Genomic DNA, 19,253 nt, shown 5'->3' with positions numbered 1-19,253 from the left:
CTTTTTGGATGGGGCAGCGCCCCAAGCCTCAGCCTCAGTCCAAGGTCATCAGGCTCGCATTGCCGCCCGCTGCTGCGGTGTTGATGCTGATCGCATGCTCGGCCAGCAGGCGGAACAGCGGCACGCTGCCATCGGCGGCCTGGGCGGTGATCGGCACAATGGCGCCGGGGCGGCCCGCCAGGCTGCTGCCGGTGGGCAGCCAGCCGCTGGCGGCATCGGCGATCAGCGCATCGAAGGCTTCGGACTGCAGGAAGGCCTGCGCGCTGTGCGCAGACAGTTGCACCGAGGCACGCACCGATGCGGGCAGTTGTGCCAGCAGGCTGGCGTACTGGCTGTTGGCGGGCCACACGGCGGTGGAGCCAGCCGTCAGCACGGCGGCGAGCTGGGCCAGCAGCAGGCTTGTGGTGCTGGCCACGCAGCCCACGCGCTCGCGGCCGCTCAGCACATACAGATTGCGCTCACCGGTCGGGCCGGGCAGCTCGGCCGCAAAGCCATTGCCGGTATGGGCGGCATAGCGTTGGCACAGCGCTGCCAGCTCGCCCTGGCCTTGCTGGCTGGCCCAGCTTTGCAGCGCATCCAGCGCAGCGGCCGGGGCGGCATCGGCCTGCTCCAGGCCATGGGCATGGCCACGCTGGCCAGTGGCGGGCGCCGGCGCCTCATTGCCCGCCATGCGGGGCAGGTGGGCCAGCGCATCGACCGTGGCCGTGGCCGGCATGCGGCTGAGCAGGCGCAGCATGTACAGCGGGCCGCCCGCCTTGGGACCCGTGCCCGACAGGCCTTCGCCGCCAAAGGGCTGCACACCGACGACGGCGCCGACGATGTTGCGGTTCACATAGATATTGCCGGCATGCGCAGCAGTGACCACCTGGCTGATGGTCTCGTCAATGCGGGTGTGCAGGCCCAAGGTGAGGGCGTAGCCGGTGGCATTGATGTCGGCCAGCAGCTGGGGCAGGTTCTCGCGGCGGTAGCGCAGCACATGCAGCACCGGGCCGAAGACCTCGCGCTTGAGTTCGGACAGCTGGCGGATGGCGATCACCGTCGGCGGCACAAAGGTGCCCTGCGCGCTGGCGCCGCCGTTTTGCCAGACCTGGTGGCCGGCGGCCTGCATGCGGGCAATGTGCTGGTCGATGACGCCCTTGGCTTCGGCGTCGATGACGGGGCCGACGTCGGTCTTGAGCTGGCAGGGGTTGCCGACCTGGAGCTCCTGCATCGCGCCGCGCAGCATGTGCAGCAGGCGGTCGGCGGCCTCTTCCTGCACGCAGAGCACGCGCAGCGCCGAGCAGCGCTGGCCGGCCGAGTCAAAGGCCGACGACAGCACATCGACCACCACCTGCTCGGCCAGCGCGGAGGAGTCCACGATCATCGCGTTCTGGCCGCCGGTCTCGGCCACCAGGGTCACGGGCTGGCCTTGGGCATCAAGGCGCTGGGCCAGGGTCTTTTGCAGAATGCGGGCCACTTCCGTCGAGCCGGTGAACATCACGGCCTGCACGCGGCTGTCGCCCACCAGGCGGGCACCCACGGTCTCGCCGGTGCCCGGCAGCAGCTGCAGCACATCGTGCGGCACGCCTGCCTGCCACAGCGCCTGCACGGCAGCGGCGGCGATCAGCGGGGTCTGCTCGGCCGGTTTGGCCAGCACGGTGTTGCCGGCGGCCAGCGCAGCAGCAATCTGGCCGCTGAAGATGGCCAGCGGGAAGTTCCAGGGGCTGATGCAGACCACCGGGCCCAGGGCCTGGTAATCCGCCTGGCCCCAGCTGCGCACCTGGGCGGCGTAGAAGCGCAGAAAGTCCACCGCTTCGCGCACTTCGGCAATCGCGTTGGAGCAGGTCTTGCCCGCCTCGCGCACCAGCACGCCCATCAAGGTGGGCATATGGGCTTCGAGCAGGTCACCGGCCTTGGCCAGGCAATCGGCGCGCTGGGCCGCCGGGGTGGCCTGCCAGCGGGCGGCGGCGGCCTGGGCAGCAGCCAGCGCAAACTCCACCTGATCGGCCGATGCCTGCGTGACCGTGCCGACCTGGTCGCTGTGGTCGGCCGGGTTCAGCACGGGCTCGCTCGGCTGGGTAGAGGCGGGGGCGCCGTCTGCCAGCAAGGGCTGGGCATGCCAGGTCATCTGTGCGCTGGCCTGCAGGTCGTGCTGCAGCGCACGCAGGCGGTTGTCGTTGGACAGGTCCAGCCCGGCCGAATTGCTGCGGCTTGCGCCATACAGCGCGCGTGGCTGGGCAATGTGCGGGTTGGGCAGGCCCAGCTGGCCTTCGCTCTGTGCCCATTGCTGGGCGGTGGTCACGGGGTTTTCCACCAGCTTGGCCAGGGGGATGTCCTGGTCGGCGATGCGGTTCACAAAGCTGGTGTTGGCGCCGTTCTCCAGCAGGCGGCGCACCAGGTAGGCCAGCAGGGTTTCATGCGTGCCCACGGGGGCATAGATGCGGCAGGGGCGGCCCAGGTTCTCGCTGGCCGTGCGGCCCACGACTTGCTCGTACAGCGGCTCGCCCATGCCGTGCAGGCACTGGAACTCGTACTGGCCCGGCTGGTAGCGGGCCGGGTCGGCCAGGTGGTAGATGGTGGCCAGGGTGTGGGCATTGTGCGTGGCGAACTGGGGGTAGACCGCATCGGGCGCGGCCAGCAACTGGCGCGCGCAGGCCAGGTAGGACACATCGGTATAGGCCTTGCGGGTGTAGACCGGGTAGCCTTCGAGACCGTCGATCTGGGCGCGCTTGATCTCGCTGTCCCAGTAGGCGCCCTTGACCAGGCGCACCATCAGGCGGTGCTGGCTGCGGCGGGCCAGGTCGATGATGAAGTCCAGCACATAGGGGCAGCGCTTTTGGTAGGCCTGCACGACAAAGCCGATGCCGGCAAAACCGGCCAGCTCGGGTGCGAAGCAGAGTTTTTCCAGCAGGTCCAGCGACAGCTCCAGGCGGTCGGCTTCTTCGGCGTCGATATTGAGGCCGATGTTGTAGCTTTTGGCGAGCACGGCCAGCTGCAGCACCACCGGGTAGAGCTCGGCCATCACGCGGTCGTACTGGGCGCGGCTGTAGCGCGGGTGCAGGGCCGACAGCTTGATCGAGATGCCCGGGCCTTCGTAGACGCCCCGGCCATTGCTGGCCTTGCCGATCGCATGGATCGCGTTTTCGTAGTCGCGCAGGTAGCGCTTGGCGTCATCGCTGGTCATCGCCGCTTCGCCCAGCATGTCGTAGGAGTAGCGGAAGCCCTTGGCCTCCAGGCGCTCGGCATTCTTCAGCGCTTCGCCAATCGTCTCGCCGGTGACGAACTGCTCGCCCATCATGCGCATGGCCATGTCCACGCCCTTGCGGATCAGCGGCTCGCCGCCCCGGCCGATCAGGCGGGTGAGCGACTGGCCCAGCGAGCCCTCGCTGTGCGTGGCCACCAGCTTGCCGGTCAGCACCAGGCCCCAGGCGGCGGCATTGACGAACATCGACGGGCTCTTGCCCACATGGGCCTTCCACTGGCCGTGGGCGATCTTGTCGCGGATCAGCACATCGCGCGTGGCCGTATCGGGGATGCGCAGCAGCGCCTCGGCCAGGCACATCAGCGCAATGCCTTCTTGCGACGACAGCGCAAACTCCTGTAGCAGGCCTTGCACCAGGCCGGAGCGGCCGCTGTCGGCCTTGCGCTCGCGCAGCGTGCGGGCCAGCTGCAGCGCCAGCGCATCGCCGGCCTGGGCGATGGCGGCGGGTGGCGTGGCCTGGGGCAGCAGTGCCTCCAGCGCTTCGGTCTCGGGCTTGCGGTAGGCGGCCGTGATGGCCGCGCGCAGTGCCGAGGCGGGCTGCAAGGCCGACACCAGCTCATTAAAAACAGGAGCACTGGCGCCAGATGGGCTGCTGCCCGTGGTCGAAAATGGCGAGGTAGTGGAGGGCTGGTTGTCAACAACGGCGTTGGCAGTCATGGCGGGCTCGTGTTCAGAGTAGATAGTGAATGCCGCCAGTGTGATCGTTTGTGGTTTGAATTTCTCTCCATAATGTGGCCCATTCTTAGTGAAAAATTCTGCCCATGACCGCCATCATCGACCCGCCGGACGACCTCGACCGCATCGATCTGCGCATTCTGGCCGTGCTGCAGCGGGACGGCCGCATCTCCAACCTGAAGCTGGCCGAGGCGGTGTCGCTGTCGGCCACGGCTGTGCTGGCCCGGGTGCAGCGCCTGACCAAGGAAGGCTATATCACCGGATACGAGGCGCGGCTGAACCCGCAAAAGCTGGGCGCGGCGATGCTGGTCTTCATCGAGGTGCTGCTGGACCGCACCACGCCCAATGTGTTTGACGAGTTCAAGGCGGCGGTGCAGGTGCGGCCCGAGATTATGGAGTGCCATATGGTGGCCGGTGGCTTTGACTACCTGGTGAAGATCCGTGTGGCCGACATGAACCACTACCGCCACTTTGCCGGTGAGGTCTTGTGGCAGTTGCCCGGCGTGCGCGAGACCCGTACCTACGCGGTGATGGAGGAGGTCAAAAGCTCCAACCGGCTCTACCTGGGCGGCAGTTGACGCAGCCCATGCGCGGCCGATTTGCAGTACACTCAGATTTCACGGCGCCGATTTGCTTCAGCTTGCGGGCGCTTTATAAATCCAGCTAAAGACTCGGTAGGCGACTGCATTCCATCGACCCGGCCTCGTTTTTAGCGTTGCCGGGTTTTTTATGTCATTCGTTGCGACACCCCAATCAATGCATTTCCCGGAGGCGCTCCCTCTTCAAAGTGGCGCCTCCATCCGCGACTACCATCTGGCCTACGAGACCTACGGCCAGCTCAACGCCGACCGCTCCAACGCCATCCTGGTCTGCCATGCACTCAATGCCTCCCACCACGTGGCCGGCCACTACGAGGGCCAGGCCAAGAGCGAGGGCTGGTGGGACAACATGATCGGCCCGGGCAAGCCGGTCGATACCAACCATTTCTTTGTCATCGGCGTCAACAACCTGGGCTCCTGCTTTGGCTCGACCGGGCCCATGCACCAGAATCCGGACACCGGCGCGGTCTACGGCGCCGATTTCCCTGTCGTGACGGTGGAGGACTGGGTCAATGCCCAGGCGCTGCTGCTGGACCGGCTGGGCATCCGCCAGCTGGCCGCCGTGCTGGGTGGCAGCCTGGGCGGCATGCAGGCGCTGTCCTGGACCTTGCAGTACCCCGACCGCATGCGCCATGCGGTGGTGGTGGCCAGCGCCCCCTGTCTGTCGGCCGAGAACATTGCGTTCAACGAGGTGGCGCGCCGCGCCATCGTGACCGACCCGGACTTCCACGGCGGCCACTTCTACAGAGAAGGCGTGGTTCCCAAGCGCGGCCTGCGCATTGCGCGCATGATCGGCCACATCACCTACCTGAGCGACGATGTGATGAACCAGAAGTTTGGCCGCCAGCTGCGCGAAGGCCTGGACCTGAAATACAGCACCCAGGATGTGGAGTTCCAGATCGAGAGCTATCTGCGCTACCAGGGCGACAAGTTCAGCGACTACTTCGATGCCAATACCTATTTGCTGATCACCCGTGCGCTCGACTACTTCGACCCGGCCAAGCCGTTTGGCGGCGACCTGACCCAGGCGCTGGCCGGCGCCAAGGCGCGCTTCATGCTGGTGAGCTTCAGCACCGACTGGCGCTTCTCGCCAGCGCGCAGCCGCGAGATCGTCAAGGCCTTGCTCGACAACCGCCGCACCGTCAGCTACGCCGAGATCGACGCGCCCCATGGCCACGATGCCTTCTTGCTCGACGATGCCCGCTACATGGGCGTGATGCGCTCCTATTTTGAAAACATGGCCCGCGAACTGAGCGCCGGCCTGCCCCGCAGCCAGGAGGCCGCATGACCGAGTCTTCTTCCACCTTCCAGGCGATTGCCAACCTGGTACCCAAGGGCGCCCGCGTGCTGGACCTGGGCTGCGGCGACGGCAGCCTGCTGGCCTACCTGCAGCGCGAGCGCGAATGCAGCGGCTATGGCATCGAGTTTGACGACGCCAATGTGCTGGCCTGCGTGCGCCGGGGCGTGAACGTGCTGCAGCTGAACCTGGAAGACGGCCTGGCCATCTTCGAGGACAACAGCTTTGATGTGGTGCTGCAGATCGACACCTTGCAGCATCTGCGCAATGCCGAGGTGATGCTGCGCGAGACTGCGCGCATCGGCAAGCAAGGCGTGGTCGCCTTCCCCAACTTTGCGCACTGGCCCAACCGCCTGTCGATCCTGCAAGGCCGCATGCCCGTGACCAAGCGCCTGCCCTACCAGTGGTACGACACGCCCAACATCCGCGTCGGCACCTTCAAGGATTTCGAGGTGCTGGCGCTCAAGAACAAGCTGCACATTCTGGACAGCTTTGGCCTGCAGAACGGCGAGGTGCGGCGCTGGCTGCCCAATGCCCGTGCCGGCACGGCGGTGTTCCACTTCGAGCACGCCTGAGCCCACGGCGCGCCACGCGGCGGGCTCTGCGCTGTACAACGGCAGCAGGGCTTTGCCGCAGGCGATAGCCGGGTGGCGCCTGCGCTGGTACGCTTATGCCTGCGGCTGCCCTTTTCGTGGCAGCACCTCCAGGAGATTCGCCCATGAACGCCCGCCTCGACGCCGCCCAGCTGCAAGCCGATGCTGCCCTCAGCCATATCAGCCAGCAGTGGGACCGCGACATTCTTCGCCAGCTGACCGACTACATCGCCATCCCCGCCAAGTCGCCGGGCTTTGATGGCAACTGGGAGCAGCATGGTTTCATCGACACCGTGGTGCGCAATGCCGCCAGCTGGATCGAGGCGCAGAAGGTCGAAGGGCTGAAACTGGAAGTGGTGCGCGTGCCGGGCCGCACGCCGGTGCTGTTCTTCGAGGTGCCTGCTACCCAGGCCCAGAGCGAGCAGACCGTGCTGATGTACGGCCACCTGGACAAGCAGCCCGAGTTCTCCGGCTGGCGCAATGACCTGGGCCCCTGGACCCCCAAATACGAAGACGGCAAGCTCTATGGCCGGGGCGGCGCCGACGACGGCTATGCCACCTACGCCAGCGTGGCCGCCATCCAGGAACTCAAGCGCCAGAATGTGCCGCACCCGCGCATCGTGGGCCTGATCGAGACCTGCGAGGAAAGCGGCTCGGGCGATCTGCCGGTCTACATCGACATGCTCAAGCCCCGCCTGGGCGATGTGGGCCTGGTGATCTGTCTGGACAGCGGCGCCGGCAACTACGACCAGCTGTGGCTGACCACCAGCCTGCGCGGCATGGTCGCGGGTACCCTGAAGGTCGAGATCCTCACCGAAGGCGTGCACTCGGGCGATGCCTCGGGCGTCGTGCCCTCGTCCTTCCGCATCATGCGCCAGGTGCTCGACCGCCTGGAAGACAGCAAGACCGGCCGCCTGCTGCCCGAGAGCTTTCACTGCGCGGTGCCGGCAGAGCGCCTGGCCCAGGCGCAGGCCACGGCCGGCATTCTGGGCGACGAGCTGTACAAGCGCTTCCCCTGGGCGCATTTCGACTGCAATGGCTCCAGCCTGTTTGCGCTGCCCACCACCACCGACCCGACGCAGGCGCTGCTCAAGCGCACCTGGGAGCCGACCCTGTCCGTCACCGGTGCCGAGGGCCTGCCCGCGCTGCAGGATGCCGGCAATGTGCTGCGCCCCTACACCGCCTTCAAGCTGAGCCTGCGCCTGCCCCCGCTGGTCGATGCCACGCAGTGCATGCAGGAGCTCAAGACCCTGCTCGAAGACAACGCGCCCTACCAGGCCAAGGTCACCTGGGAAGGCGCCAGCGGCGCCAACGGCTGGAATGCCCCCAACACCAGCGACTGGTTCCTGAACGCGCTCAACCAATCGAGCCGCGCGCACTTTGGCGCGGACTGCGGCTTTATCGGCCAGGGCGGCTCGATCCCGCTGATGGGTATGCTCAGTGCCGGCTTCCCCAAGGCGCAGATGATGGTCTGCGGCGTGCTGGGCCCCAAGAGCAATGCGCACGGACCCAATGAGTTCCTGCATGTGCCGTATGCCAAGAAGCTCACCGCCGCGGTGGCCCAGGTGATTGCCAGCATGCCCACCAAGGCGGCCAGCGTATAACGGCCACCAGCCCGCCGGGCAGCTGCTGCGTGCACCCGGGCACGCAGCGGCTGCCTTTTCTTTTTGACGACCACAACCACGACAGCGCGCCCGCCATGACCGAGCCCACCGCCCCCACCATCTTGTTTGACGGCACTGAACCGCTGGGTGCCAGCGCCGACCTGCATGACAACGGCAAGCCCTTTTTCTTTCAGCTGCCCAATGGCCAGAAGGCCTTTGTGATCCGCTGGCAGGGCCAGCTGCACGGCTGGATCAACGAGTGCCAGCACGCCAGCGTGCCCATGGACTTTGATGGCGACATTCTGGAGAGTGGCCGCCAGTTCATTCTGTGCCCCTACCACGGGGCCATCTACCAGCCCGATACCGGCAAATGCGTCGGCGGCCCCTGCCGGGGTACCAGCCTCGACGCGGTGGCAGTCGAAGAGCGCGATGGCGCGGTGTGGCTGAAGCAGGGCTGAGCGCCTGCCAGGCCACCATGCCCCAGCGCGCGCCCCAGACATCGCTTTGGCGCGATACTGGCGGCCTTCAAAAATGAGCGGCCGCGCCTGCCGGACCGCTCGCGCAGCGCCCCGCCATGAAATCCCCGATCCGAATCGTTGATGTTGACCGCCTGGAGACCTGGACCAAGTACAAGGCCGGGCTCTGCGACAGCTGCGCAGCCAACTGCTGCACGATGCCGCTGGAGGTGCAGCTGCCCGACCTGGTGCGCCTGGGCCTGGTCGATGCCTTCGAGGTCGACAACATCGCGCACAAGCTGATTGCCAAGCGCCTGCTCAAGGCCCGGCTGATCGACCATTACAACCCCAAGCACAATATCTTCACGATGGCGCGCCGCGCCAGCGGCGATTGCCAGTTTCTCGATCCGGTGGCGCGGCGCTGCACCGTTTATGAAAAACGGCCAGAGACCTGCCGCCTGCATCCGAAAAAAGGGCCCAAACCGGGTTTTTGTGCATATGGGCACAAAGATTTGCAATAAATGCCGCGCCCCTGATGATCCAGCGCTGTGCGGAGCGGACTGTTGGCTCAGCGCCCGGCCTGGCTTATACAGAGGCTTAATACTCCTCTAGAATGGCTCGCGCACCTGCCGCAGGTGCTGCCCGGTCCCTGCAAACGCAAGGCTGGGGCACTACTGAGCCAACTAGCCGATGCAAAAATCAAAAATTTTCTGGTCTTTGGGCGTGCTGGCGCTCCTGGCCGCCGTCTTCACGATTTATGGCCTGGGCCTGCACAACAGCCTGGTATTTGACGACGGACGGCTGTCGGACGGCACCATTTTTGGCCGTTATGGCAGCCTGATCGAGCCCAAGGTGCGGATGCTGTCCTATGGCAGCTTTGTCTGGATACAGTCGCTGTTCGGCGAGAGTATGGCCGTGCAGCGTGCCTTCAATATCGTGCTGCACCTGGCCACCTGCTATGCCATTTGGCTGCTGGTGACCGAACTGTTCAGGCACACCGCGTTTTCCGATGAAGCGCGGGCCGAGCCGGGTTTTGACACCCATATCCGCATCGCTATTTTTGCCGCCGTCGCGCTGTTTGCGGTGCATCCCGTGGGCGTCTATGCAGTAGGTTATCTGGTCCAGCGCAGCATGGTGATGATGACTTTGTTTTCCGCGCTGGCCTGCTGGGCGTATATCCGCGCCTTGTCGGGTGCGGGGCTGCAGTGGGCGGCGCTGTCCGTGGTCTTCCTGCTTTGCGCATTGATGAGCAAAGAGCATGCAGTGGTACTGCCGGCGCTGGCCTTGCCGCTCTATGTGTTTGTCAAACGGCCTTCCTGGAAAAAACTGCTGGCGATTGGCGCGGCGATCGTGGTGCTCATCGGCGTGCTGACCGCGCTGCTGTGGACGCAGCTGGGCGCCTTTGTCGGCGCCGTGGCCACCGATGACACCTCCTGGGCCTATGTGCGCCAGCTCGAGCAGCTCTACCCGGGGATCACCGCGTCGATCTACCCGCTGAGCCTGCTCAACCAGGGCAAGCTGTTCTTCGAGTACGGCCTGCTGTGGCTGCTGCCCAATGTGCAATGGATGGCCTTGGACCTGCGCCCGGTCTTCCCGCTGGGCTTTGGCAGCCTGCCCCATCTGCTGGGGGGCTTGGGCTACGTGGCGCTGGTGATCGGCAGCGCGGTGCTGCTGCTGCGCAAGCGCGATGCCTGGGGCCTGGTGGGCCTGGTGCTGCTGTGCACGGCGCTGCTGTTCAGCACCGAGTTTGTCACCAGCTGGTTGCAAGACCCGTTTGTGCTGTACCGCAGCTACATCTGGGCGATGCTGCTGCCGGCCCTGCTGGCACTGGTGCTGCTGCTCTTTCCGCGCAAGCTGATGGTGGCGCTGGCCTGCGCGGCCGGTCTGGTGCTGACGGCGCTGGCCGCAGAGCGCAGCCTCAGCCTCAAGACCGAATACAGCGCCTGGAGCGATGCGGCCCAGAAGGTGGACCTGCAGGCGCCATTCAATGCCTTTGGCCGCTGGCGCCCGTTCATCAACCGGGGCGCCTACCTGCTGGAGAACCTGAACTACGAGCAAGCGCTGCAGGATTTCGAGAAGGCCGTTGCGCTGCAGGAGCCACTGGGCTCTGCGCAGTTCAACCGGGGCATGGCGCTGGAGCTGCTCAAGCGCTACCCCGAGGCCATCACTGCATTCGACAGCGCCCGGAAGCAGGGCTTTGACAATGCAGCGCTGGCCTACCACCAAGCGACAGCCTACAAGATGACGCAGCAGATGGAGCCGGCGTTCCAGGCTTACGCCAAGGCGCTGAGCATGCAGCCCGAAGCGGTGCTGTTGCCCAAGATTCTGCTCGAGCAGGCCGAGGTGGCCATTCCCTCGGGCCACTACGATGTGGCCATTGCCAACTACCAGCGCCTGCTGCAGATGTCGCCGGGCAACACCCGCCTGGAAGTGGGCCTGGGCATCGCATTCATTGGCAAGCGCGATTTTGCGCAGGCCCTGCAGATCTTTGATGCATCGCTGGCACGCCAGCCCAACCCGCCGGCCTACTACGGCAAGGCCCTGGCCTACCGCGAGCAGGGCGACCGGGCCCAGGCCATTGCCAACCTGCAACGCGCCAGCGCCATGGACCCGGCCAATCCGGTCTACCAGCGGCTGCTGCAGCAACTGCAAGGCGGCCAATAACATGGGGCGCAATTGGTGGCGCCGGCCTGGCGCCGAGCCCTTGCATGCACCGCCCGAGCAGACGCCGCAGCGGGTGCTGCATGTGGGCAAGTTCTATCCGCCTTACCGGGGCGGCATGGAATCGTTTCTGGCCGATCTGATCGAGCAGCAGCGTGCCAACGGCATCGATGCCCGCGCGGTGGTGCATGGCGACCCCTTGCCCGATGACCCGCCCTGGCTCATCCGCGTGCCGGTGCAGATCACCTTGGTGTTCGCGCCGATTGCGTTGGGCTTTCCGCTGGCGTTGCACCGGGCGATACGCGCCTTCAAGCCCGATGTACTGCATCTGCACATGCCCAACAATGCGGCATTCTGGGCACTCATCATGCCGGCCGCGCGCCGCGTTGCCTGGGTGACGCACTGGCACTCGGATGTGCTGATCTCCCAATGGGACCGCGTGCTGCAGCTGTGCTACCAGATCTACCGGCCGTTCGAGACCAAGCTGTTGCGGCAAAGTGCTGCCATCCTGGCCACGTCGCCACCGTATATGGCCGCCAGCGTTCCACTGCAGCGCTGGTTGTTCAAGACACTGGCCATTCCGCTGGGCCTCAAGCCGCTGCACCAGGAGGTGCTGGAGCAGGCCCAGGCCGAGGCGCCACAACTGCAGCTCTGGGGCGATGCGCGGCTGCGCGTGCTGTCGGTGGGCCGGCTGACTTACTACAAGGGCTTTGACACCCTGATCTCGGCGGTGGCCGGCTTTGCCGATGTGCAGCTGATCATTGCCGGTGAAGGCGAGCAGCGCAAGGAGCTCGAAGCGCTGATTGCGCGCGAGCGTGCGCAGCAGGGCTGCGCCAACGTCCTGCTGCTCGGCCAGGTCAGCGAAGCGCAAAAGCATGCGCTGTTCAACAGCTGCGATATCTTCGCGCTCGCGTCGCGCGAGCGCACCGAGGCCTTTGGCCTGGTGCTGATCGAAGCCATGCAGCATGGCAAGCCCTGCATTGCCTCCGACCTCGATGGCTCGGGCATGTCCTGGGTCGTGGGGCAGTCGGGCAGCGGGCAGTGCTATGCGCCCGACCAGGTCCAGGCCTGGAAAGAAGCGATCCGCCAGGCGCTGGCCGCCAAGGCGCAGCTGGCCGAGCGGGGCCTGGCGGCGCAGCAGGCGGCGGACGCCTATTTCACGATCGGCCAGTGCGAGCGCCGCATTGCCGAGGTCTACGCCAGCATCCGGCCTGCCACGGAGGGGCTGCCCATTCTGCGCCCGCCAGCGGCAGCAGCCCGGCCCCTGCAGGTGGCCGTGGTGCAGCAGGCCGCGCAATGGCCGTTGCTGCAGCGGTGGCAGGCTGCCCATCCCGGGAGCCTGCTGCTCTGCGTCGATGCCAGCGGCCAGCGCAGCCCGGATCCGCAAGCGCTGGGCGGCCTGGCGTATGTGTCACTGGCCGAGCTGGGTTGGTCCGATGTGGTGGCACTGATCCAGCGGCTGGCCGGCGAGCAGGTGCTCAGTGCGCTGTCCATCCGGGCAGCTGCCGATCTGCTGGGCGAGACGGGCAGTGAGCCGCCCCAGGCAGCACCAGCGGGCATCTGGCAGCGCTGGCTGGCGCGGCGCGGTATCCGCCACCTGCAGTTGGGGCGCACCGCCTTGCTGCTGCGCGGTGAGGAAGTGGGTGCCTGGGCCCGCGCACGCCATGCGCTGGTCGGCCGGCATTTGTTTGTGCGTTAGGGTGCCTGGGCGCTGCTGGCTCAGCAGCCCAGCAGCATCGGCGGGCGCACGACGGCCAGCACACTGGCCGCCATGCCCGCGCCCAGCAGCAAGCCCCGGCGCCAGCGCGGCCAAAGGCGGGTGACATGCTCCATGCCCAGCGCAGCGGGCGCCGCGGCAAAGAAGATACCGTAGTTCAGCACGCGCAGCATCCAGTTGGTGTCGAGCAGCCACCACGAGGCGGCAACGGCCAGCAGGCCCAGCAGCGCAATGCCGACCAGCACACAGACCAGAAAGCGGGCCATGCCTGGATCGATGCGGTGGTGGTGAAAGCCGCCCAGCCAGCGGCCGGCGCCCACCAGCAAGAACCCGGCAAACAGCAGATTGCCGGACTGGAACAGCACAAACCGCAGCCAGGAGCCGCCATAGGGCGCCCAGGCCGCAGGCGGCAGCAGATAGGCCTGCATCGTCAGCATCAGCAGCGCAGCGATGCACAGCGACCATCCCGCAGCGCGCTGGTGGCGCACCAGGCCTGCCACTGCGGCCGTGGGCCAATGGATGTCGCCGTGCCACCAGCGGCGGCTGGCCCAGGTCGCTGCCGCCACGGCCACCAGCATCGCCAGGGAGGCCGGCAGGCTCAGCGGCCAGTGCTGGAAATGGGCCTGGCGCAGGTCGCGCAGCATATCGGTATACGGCCCGCCGGGCCAGGCATAGACGGCAAAGCTGGCGATGCACAGCACGGCAACGGCCAGGTGGCGCAGGCTCCAGCGGCGCTGCGCCATGCCATGGGCTGCCACCAGCACCAGGCAGAGAAACACCAGCACCGCATGGCTCAGGATATGGGTGAAGGCCACCCCCGGCAGCGCCAGGAAGAAGGCCAGGCCACCCCGGTGCTGCAGCCAGCGCCAGGCCGAGATGGTGCCCAGAAACACCGCCAGCTGCCCCCATTGCTGCGGGCGTGCCTCCATCAGCGGTGCCCAGAAGTAGCTTGACAGCGCCAACGTGGCAAACACCGGCACCAGGCTTTTGAGTCCCAGGCGGTAGTAGCCCCAGCTCAGGCCGCCGACGACGATAAACACGCCGCAGACCCCCATCCAGGGCATCACTTGCGCATGGCTGGAATTGGTCACCCATGCCGCCTGGCGCAGCGTGTTCACAAACGCAGGCCCGGAGACCGGCCAGGCAACGCCCTGGTCGAGCTGCTGGGCGATGCCGATCCAGTTGCGCTCGTCGTTGACGCACAGCGGGTAGCTCAGCAGCATGCGCATCGCGCAGGCCAGCAGCGCAAACAGCGCCGCCCAGGCCAGCAGCGACCAGACCCGGGTGCGCAGCGCCAGATAGGGCAGAGGAGGGGCGCCGACAGGCGTTGTCAGGGGCGGGCTGGTCAAAGGCATCAGCGCTGCAGTGTAGAGCGCATCAGCCAATATGGGAGAAATCTGGGCGTTTTTGTTGCATTAATTGGTACAGCGCCTGCGCCACCAGCGACAGGCTGGGCTCGCGCCTGCGCACCATGTAGATCTGGCGGTCCCTGCCGGGCAGATCCAGGGGCCGGGTGACCAGGCCAGGCTGCACAAAGTGAAACAAGGTCAGGGCCGGCACCACGCTGATCCCCAGGCCGGCCTTGACCAGGCCCATCACGGTGGCCAGCTGCTCCACCTCCACCAGGGTCTGCATGGTCTGGGGGAAGAAGGCGGCATCCAGGTACTGGCGCACGCTGCTGTGCCGGGCCAGGTGCACAAAGGGCCAGGCGGCCAGGTCGGACAGCTGGACCTCGTCCCGCGCAGCCAACGGGTGGTCCACCGGGCAGACCAGGTGAAAGCGGTCGCTGCAAAAGGGCTCGGCGCGCAGATCGGGCGTGTCCGCACGGATGGCGGCCAGTGCAAAGTCTGCATCGCCATTGGCCACGGCGGCAATGCAGGGCTCGGACAGCACATCAAGCACCTGCAGTTGCACGCCTGGGTGCTGGCCCGCAAAGCTGCGCAGCACCGGGGGCAGCCAGCCCGCCGCCAGCGACGGCAGCAGCGCCACACTCACCCGGCCCTGGGCGAGCTGGGCGGTATCACGCATGGCTTGTTCGCAGGCAGCGAATTCGGCGGCCAGCCGCTGGGCCGACAGCAGGAACTGCTCGCCCTCGGGCGTCAGCAGCACATGCCGGGTGCTGCGCTCGAACAGGCGCAGGCCCACCGTGGCCTCCAGCGCGCGGATGAGCGCGCTGAACGCCGGTTGGGACAGGTGGCACAGGCTGGCTGCGCGGGTGAAGTTCTTCTGGCTGGCCAGCGCCAGAAAGGCCTGGATATCGCGGTGGGAAAGATTCATTTGCGTTGCAGATTAATCAATCTCAATTATCGATTTCACAACATAGAGCCTATTTTCTATAGTGGCCTGCAGGAGATGCTATGCAGACAGACAAGACACCGAGTGCGCCGATGCTGATTGGCTGCGCAGCCGGTTTTTCAGGCGATCGGGTGGATGCGGCAGCGCCGGTGGTGCAGGCGCTGATCGCGTTGCAGCAGCCCGCGTTTCTGATTTTTGAAACCCTGGCCGAGCGCACCTTGGCGCTGGCCCAGCTCGCCCGTCGCGATGACCCCGATGCCGGCTACGAGCCGCTGCTGCTGGAGCTGCTGCGCCCGGTGCTGGCCGATTGCCTGGCGCACCGCATCCGTATCGTCAGCAATTTTGGCGCCGCCAACCCGCAGGGCGCTGCCCGCGCCATTGCCGCGCTGGCCCGCAGCCTGGGCCTGCGCGCGCCCCGTATTGCCGTGGTGCAGGGCGATGACCTGAGCGGCCCGGCCCACCGGCCCATGTTGGCCCAGGCCCTGGGTGCGCAGATGCCCGAGCAGCCGCTGGTCAGCGCCAATGCCTATATTGGCGCGCGGCCGATTGCCGAGGCCTTGGAGGCGGGCGCCGATATTGTGGTCTGTGGCCGCGTGGCCGATCCTTCACTGGTGCTGGGCCCGGCAATGGCGCATTTTGGCTGGGCCTGGGACGACTGGGACCGCCTGGCCCGCGCGACGATGGCTGGGCACCTGCTGGAATGCGGCACCCAGGTCAGCGGCGGCTATTTTGCCGACCCCGGCTACAAGGACGTGCCGTGCATGGACCAGCTGGGCTACCCGATCGCCGAGATCGACGACAGCGGCCACTGCAGCATCTTCAAGCCCGAGGGCACCGGCGGTTGCATCACCACCGCCACCGTCAAGGAGCAGCTGCTCTATGAGATCCACGACCCGCGCTGTTACCTGACCCCCGATGTGGTGGCCGACATCAGCCAGGCCCAGGTGTGGGCCGAGGGCGAGAACCGCGTGCGGCTGGAAGGCGTCGTCGGCCATCCGCGCCCGGAGGCGCTCAAGGTCAACGCCTGCTATGCCTCGGGCTGGTTTGCCGAGGCCGAGATTTCCTACGCCGGCCCGCGTGCGGCCGAGCGTGCGCGGCTGGCCGCGCAGACCGTCGCCCAGCGCCTGCGGGGCATTGCGCCGCTGCGCAGCGACCTGATCGGTGTCACCAGCGTCTGGGGCAACGATGCCAGCGACTGGCTGGCAGGCGCCGACCTGTCGGCCGCATCGCCTGATGTGCGCCTGCGCATGGCCTGGCAGCATGCCGACAAGGCCACTGCTGCCCGCCTGCCGCGCGAGATCAATGCGCTGTACTGCTGCGGGCCCGCCGGCGGCGGCGGCGTGCGCAGCCATATGCGCCAGCGTCTGGGCATGGTCTCCTGCCTGGTGCCCCAGGCACGGATTGCCACGGGCTTTGTCTGGGCCGCACAAGAGGAGGCCGCCGCATGAACGACCACGTCACCGTCCCGCTGTACCGCCTGGCCCATGGGCGCACCGGCGACAAGGGCAACCGCTCCAACATCAGCGTGATCGCCTGGCACCCGGCGCTGTGGGATGTCCTCTGCGCGCAGGTCACCGAGGCCGCCGTTGCCGCGCTGTTTGCCGACCGGCACCCCCGCCAGGTGCAGCGCTATCTGCTGCCGCAGCTGCAGGCCATGAACCTGGTGCTCGACGAGGTGCTGGACGGCGGCGTCAACGACGCGCTGAACCTCGACAGCCATGGCAAGACCCTGTGCTTTCGCGTGCTGCAAATGCCGATCGTGCTGCCGCTGCATTTGCAGACCCATCTGGTGGGGCCGGCCGATGCGGCCCTCCCAGCCCCCACGGAATAAGAAACCAACCGGAGACAAAAAGATGAAATTTTCCACCCGCCGCCACCTGCTGGCCTGTGCCTCGGCCCTGGCCATCAGCCCGCTGGCCTTCGCGCAAGCGAGCTTCCCGTCCAAGCCCATCACCTTTGTCGTGCCCTTTGCGGCCGGCAGCGCCACCGACCAGCTGGCCCGTGCGCTGGGCCAGGCGGTGACCGAGCAGACGCACCAGCCGGTGATTGTCGAGAACAAGGCCGGTGCCAGCGGCATGATTGCGGCGCAGGCGGTGGCCAAGGCCCCGGCCGATGGCTACACGGTGCTGATCACCACCAACACCACGCATGCGGCCAATATCCATCTCTACCGCAAGCTGTCCTATGACCCGGTCAAGGACTTCACGCCGATCACCGGCCTGGGCAAGGGCGGCCAGGTGCTGGTGGTGCCGGCCAATGCGCCTTACCAATCGGTGGGCGAGCTGCTGGCCTATGCCAAGGCCAACCCGGGCAAGCTCAGCTTTGGCAGCGGCAGCTCGTCCAGCCGGGTCGCTGGCGAGATGCTCAAGCAGCTGGCCGATGTGGACATCCTGCATGTGCCCTACAAGAGCAATCCGCTGGCCATCACCGACCTGCTGGGCGGCCAGATCAACCTGATGATCACCGACGTCTCCACCGGCGTGCCGCAGATCAAGGCCGGCAAGCTGCGCGCGCTGGGCTACTCGACGCAAAAGCGCAGCGCCCAGCTGCCCGATGTGCCGACGATTGCCGAGGCCGGTGTGAAGGGCTATGACATGGGCTACTGGTTTGCCGCCTATGCGCCAGCCAACGTGCCCGCTGCCGTCAGCGCCAAGCTCAACCAATTGCTGGGCCAGGCGGTGGGCAGTGCGGCTGCCAAGTCTTTCTTCGAAATGTCGGGCTCGGACTCCTGGACCACCAGCCAGACCGAGCTGGCGCAGTTCCAGGCGACCGAGACTACCAAATGGGGGCAGGTGATCAAGGCGGCAGGTATTACGCCGGAGTAACCCGCGCTTCATAGAGCCACTAACACGGCCCAGCAAACCGAAGGTTTGCGGTTAAGGCTTGGCGCCCCCGACGAGACGCACTGCCGCAGACAGTACGGTAGTACGGCAAGGCAGGGCGCGGCCGGCGAGGCAACGACGTATCAAGGGTTGTGTTAGTGGCGCTCAGAGAATCCAGCGTTTGGGCAGCATGCGTTTGATTTCTGCCTTGGCCAGGTCGATGAAGGGCTTGAGCACCAGGGTAGAGGCATGGCGGTTGGAGACCACCATCGAGTATTCGCAGGGCACGGCGGGCTCGAACAGCACAAACTTCACATCGGGCCCGTGGTAGCTGCAGGCGGTCAACGGGTCGATGATCGCCAGCCCGGCGCCGGCCTCGACCAGCTTGATGGCGGCGTACGAGATCTGGGTCTCGATGTTCACGCGGCGCTGCACGCGGTTGACGAGGAACAGGCTGTCGAGCTTGGTGCGCGTCTCCATCATCGTCGGCAGCGACACCAGGGGTTCATCGACAAAGTCGACCGGTGACAGGCTGCTTCTGCGGGCCAGCTTGTGGCCGGCGGGCACGGCGACCACCAGCTTGCCGATCACCAGGGTCTCCAGCCCCTTGAAGCGGGTGTGGTCGGGTGAGAGCATCACAAAGCCGATGTCGCAGCGCTCGGCCTGCACCATGTCCAGTGCGGCCGGCGAGGCCTGCATGTGCAAGGTGACCAGGGTCTCGGGGAACTGGGCGCTGAACTTGGCAATGGCGCTGGGCAGGAACGAGGTCGCCATCGCCGGTGCGGCTGTCACCTCCAGCCGCTGCAGACGCCGAAAGCGCACGTTCTCGGAGATGTTGCGGATGCGCTCGATGCCCATCAAGGCCTGGTGCACGTCTTCCAGCAGCAAGGTCGCAGCCGACGTCGGCTGCAGCCGGCTCTTGACCCGCTCGAACAGCGGCATGCCGATGCGCGCCTCGAATTCGGCGATCAGCCGTGTCACCACGGGCTGGGTCACTTCCAGCGACTGTGCCGCTGCGGTGACCGAGCGGCGCAGCATCAGCGCGCGAAACGCCTCCAGATGGCGAAGTGTGATCTTCTTATCCATGTTGTAAAGACATGAGTTAATGGCCTAATGCAATCGAATAGTCTACAAAATTACTAATTTTGTCGTTATTTCAATGACTTATCGATTGAGAAATTTCCATCCCATTAAGGCATTGAAGCAGGAATCCACCGATTCAATTTTGCCTGCAGATGCCTATCATTGGCTACCAGACAGATTGAATTCCACTTGGTTCCCATCTACTTTCTGG

At 66.2% G+C, this 19,253-nt stretch carries 15 protein-coding genes; 11 read left to right on the top strand and 4 right to left on the bottom strand.

Annotated elements, in window-relative coordinates; all coding sequences use genetic code 11:
* Positions 1-34: 34 nt before the first annotated feature.
* Positions 35-3,898: a trifunctional transcriptional regulator/proline dehydrogenase/L-glutamate gamma-semialdehyde dehydrogenase gene (putA, locus tag ACCQ08_RS05880; RefSeq protein ID WP_373449188.1), complete on the bottom strand. Its 3,864-nt coding sequence runs from the start codon at positions 3,896-3,898 to the stop codon at positions 35-37.
* 104 nt (positions 3,899-4,002) lie between these two features.
* On the opposite strand from putA, the gene ACCQ08_RS05875 reads away from it, so the two are divergent.
* The 8 genes from ACCQ08_RS05875 (at position 4,003) to ACCQ08_RS05840 (ending at position 12,824) form a co-directional block, all read left to right on the top strand.
* Positions 4,003-4,494, top strand: coding sequence for an Lrp/AsnC ligand binding domain-containing protein (locus tag ACCQ08_RS05875; protein WP_230780145.1), 492 nt, complete (start codon positions 4,003-4,005; stop codon positions 4,492-4,494).
* 151 nt (positions 4,495-4,645) lie between these two features.
* Positions 4,646-5,803, top strand: a complete 1,158-nt coding sequence (locus ACCQ08_RS05870; RefSeq protein WP_373449187.1) for a homoserine O-acetyltransferase — start codon at positions 4,646-4,648, stop codon at positions 5,801-5,803.
* The gene (metW, locus tag ACCQ08_RS05865; protein ID WP_239809909.1) at positions 5,800-6,387 is read left to right on the top strand and encodes a methionine biosynthesis protein MetW; all 588 of its coding nucleotides are present in this window, start codon (positions 5,800-5,802) and stop codon (positions 6,385-6,387) included. Before ACCQ08_RS05870 ends, metW begins: the two co-directional genes overlap by 4 nt.
* Before the next feature lie 143 nt (positions 6,388-6,530).
* Positions 6,531-8,009, top strand: coding sequence for a M20 family metallopeptidase (locus ACCQ08_RS05860; protein ID WP_239809908.1), 1,479 nt, complete (start codon positions 6,531-6,533; stop codon positions 8,007-8,009).
* 95 nt (positions 8,010-8,104) lie between these two features.
* Positions 8,105-8,467, top strand: coding sequence for a Rieske (2Fe-2S) protein (locus ACCQ08_RS05855; protein ID WP_373449186.1), 363 nt, complete (start codon positions 8,105-8,107; stop codon positions 8,465-8,467).
* A 116-nt stretch (positions 8,468-8,583) separates the two neighbouring features.
* Entirely contained in the window at positions 8,584-8,985 is a 402-nt protein-coding gene (locus tag ACCQ08_RS05850) for a YkgJ family cysteine cluster protein (protein ID WP_021025658.1), read from the top strand.
* Between the two features lie 169 nt (positions 8,986-9,154).
* Positions 9,155-11,128: a tetratricopeptide repeat protein gene (locus ACCQ08_RS05845; RefSeq protein ID WP_373449185.1), complete on the top strand. Its 1,974-nt coding sequence runs from the start codon at positions 9,155-9,157 to the stop codon at positions 11,126-11,128.
* A 1-nt stretch (position 11,129) separates the two neighbouring features.
* A complete protein-coding gene (locus ACCQ08_RS05840; protein WP_373449184.1) occupies positions 11,130-12,824 on the top strand; it encodes a glycosyltransferase in 1,695 nt (564 codons plus the stop codon).
* Between the two features lie 20 nt (positions 12,825-12,844).
* Here ACCQ08_RS05840 and ACCQ08_RS05835 read toward each other — a convergent pair whose 3' ends face one another.
* Positions 12,845-14,197, bottom strand: coding sequence for a hypothetical protein (locus ACCQ08_RS05835; RefSeq protein WP_373449183.1), 1,353 nt, complete (start codon positions 14,195-14,197; stop codon positions 12,845-12,847).
* A 22-nt stretch (positions 14,198-14,219) separates the two neighbouring features.
* Positions 14,220-15,119, bottom strand: coding sequence for a LysR family transcriptional regulator (locus ACCQ08_RS05830; protein WP_239809902.1), 900 nt, complete (start codon positions 15,117-15,119; stop codon positions 14,220-14,222).
* An 80-nt stretch (positions 15,120-15,199) separates the two neighbouring features.
* On the opposite strand from ACCQ08_RS05830, the gene ACCQ08_RS05825 reads away from it, so the two are divergent.
* Genes ACCQ08_RS05825 through ACCQ08_RS05815 form a run of 3 tightly spaced genes read left to right on the top strand, consistent with a single transcriptional unit; the run spans position 15,200 to position 17,962 of the window.
* Entirely contained in the window at positions 15,200-16,585 is a 1,386-nt protein-coding gene (locus ACCQ08_RS05825) for an acyclic terpene utilization AtuA family protein (RefSeq protein ID WP_373449182.1), read from the top strand.
* On the top strand, positions 16,582-16,968 hold the full coding sequence (locus ACCQ08_RS05820) for a hypothetical protein (RefSeq protein WP_373449181.1): 387 nt from the start codon (positions 16,582-16,584) through the stop codon (positions 16,966-16,968). Before ACCQ08_RS05825 ends, ACCQ08_RS05820 begins: the two co-directional genes overlap by 4 nt.
* Before the next feature lie 22 nt (positions 16,969-16,990).
* Positions 16,991-17,962 (top strand): Bug family tripartite tricarboxylate transporter substrate binding protein, encoded by a 972-nt coding sequence (locus tag ACCQ08_RS05815; RefSeq protein ID WP_373449180.1) that lies wholly within the window; start codon positions 16,991-16,993, stop codon positions 17,960-17,962.
* A 162-nt stretch (positions 17,963-18,124) separates the two neighbouring features.
* Here the strand turns inward: ACCQ08_RS05815 and ACCQ08_RS05810 are convergent, their stop codons facing one another.
* Complete coding sequence (locus ACCQ08_RS05810; protein WP_021028161.1) at positions 18,125-19,045, bottom strand: LysR substrate-binding domain-containing protein; 921 nt, start codon at positions 19,043-19,045, stop codon at positions 18,125-18,127.
* Positions 19,046-19,253 lie beyond the last annotated feature (208 nt).

This window comes from Comamonas sp. SY3 (assembly GCF_041730275.1).
In the GTDB taxonomy this organism is placed as follows: domain Bacteria; phylum Pseudomonadota; class Gammaproteobacteria; order Burkholderiales; family Burkholderiaceae_C; genus Comamonas; species Comamonas sediminis.
Note: the sequence above shows the minus strand (reverse complement) of the source record. Positions and strands in the feature narration are given on the sequence as shown.

Bases quoted from the DNA above. Each gene is read 5' to 3' on its own strand.
- ACCQ08_RS05840 (WP_373449184.1), top strand. From the start codon at position 11,130: ATGGGGCGCAATTGGTGGCGCCGGCCTGGCGCCGAGCCCTTGCATGCA.
- ACCQ08_RS05835 (WP_373449183.1), bottom strand. From the start codon at position 14,197: ATGCCTTTGACCAGCCCGCCCCTGACAACGCCTGTCGGCGCCCCTCCT.
- ACCQ08_RS05855 (WP_373449186.1), top strand. From the start codon at position 8,105: ATGACCGAGCCCACCGCCCCCACCATCTTGTTTGACGGCACTGAACCG.
- ACCQ08_RS05850 (WP_021025658.1), top strand. From the start codon at position 8,584: ATGAAATCCCCGATCCGAATCGTTGATGTTGACCGCCTGGAGACCTGG.
- ACCQ08_RS05825 (WP_373449182.1), top strand. From the start codon at position 15,200: ATGCAGACAGACAAGACACCGAGTGCGCCGATGCTGATTGGCTGCGCA.
- putA (WP_373449188.1), bottom strand. From the start codon at position 3,898: ATGACTGCCAACGCCGTTGTTGACAACCAGCCCTCCACTACCTCGCCA.
- metW (WP_239809909.1), top strand. From the start codon at position 5,800: ATGACCGAGTCTTCTTCCACCTTCCAGGCGATTGCCAACCTGGTACCC.
- ACCQ08_RS05870 (WP_373449187.1), top strand. From the start codon at position 4,646: ATGTCATTCGTTGCGACACCCCAATCAATGCATTTCCCGGAGGCGCTC.
- ACCQ08_RS05875 (WP_230780145.1), top strand. From the start codon at position 4,003: ATGACCGCCATCATCGACCCGCCGGACGACCTCGACCGCATCGATCTG.
- ACCQ08_RS05820 (WP_373449181.1), top strand. From the start codon at position 16,582: ATGAACGACCACGTCACCGTCCCGCTGTACCGCCTGGCCCATGGGCGC.
- ACCQ08_RS05815 (WP_373449180.1), top strand. From the start codon at position 16,991: ATGAAATTTTCCACCCGCCGCCACCTGCTGGCCTGTGCCTCGGCCCTG.
- ACCQ08_RS05830 (WP_239809902.1), bottom strand. From the start codon at position 15,119: ATGAATCTTTCCCACCGCGATATCCAGGCCTTTCTGGCGCTGGCCAGC.
- ACCQ08_RS05810 (WP_021028161.1), bottom strand. From the start codon at position 19,045: ATGGATAAGAAGATCACACTTCGCCATCTGGAGGCGTTTCGCGCGCTG.
- ACCQ08_RS05845 (WP_373449185.1), top strand. From the start codon at position 9,155: ATGCAAAAATCAAAAATTTTCTGGTCTTTGGGCGTGCTGGCGCTCCTG.
- ACCQ08_RS05860 (WP_239809908.1), top strand. From the start codon at position 6,531: ATGAACGCCCGCCTCGACGCCGCCCAGCTGCAAGCCGATGCTGCCCTC.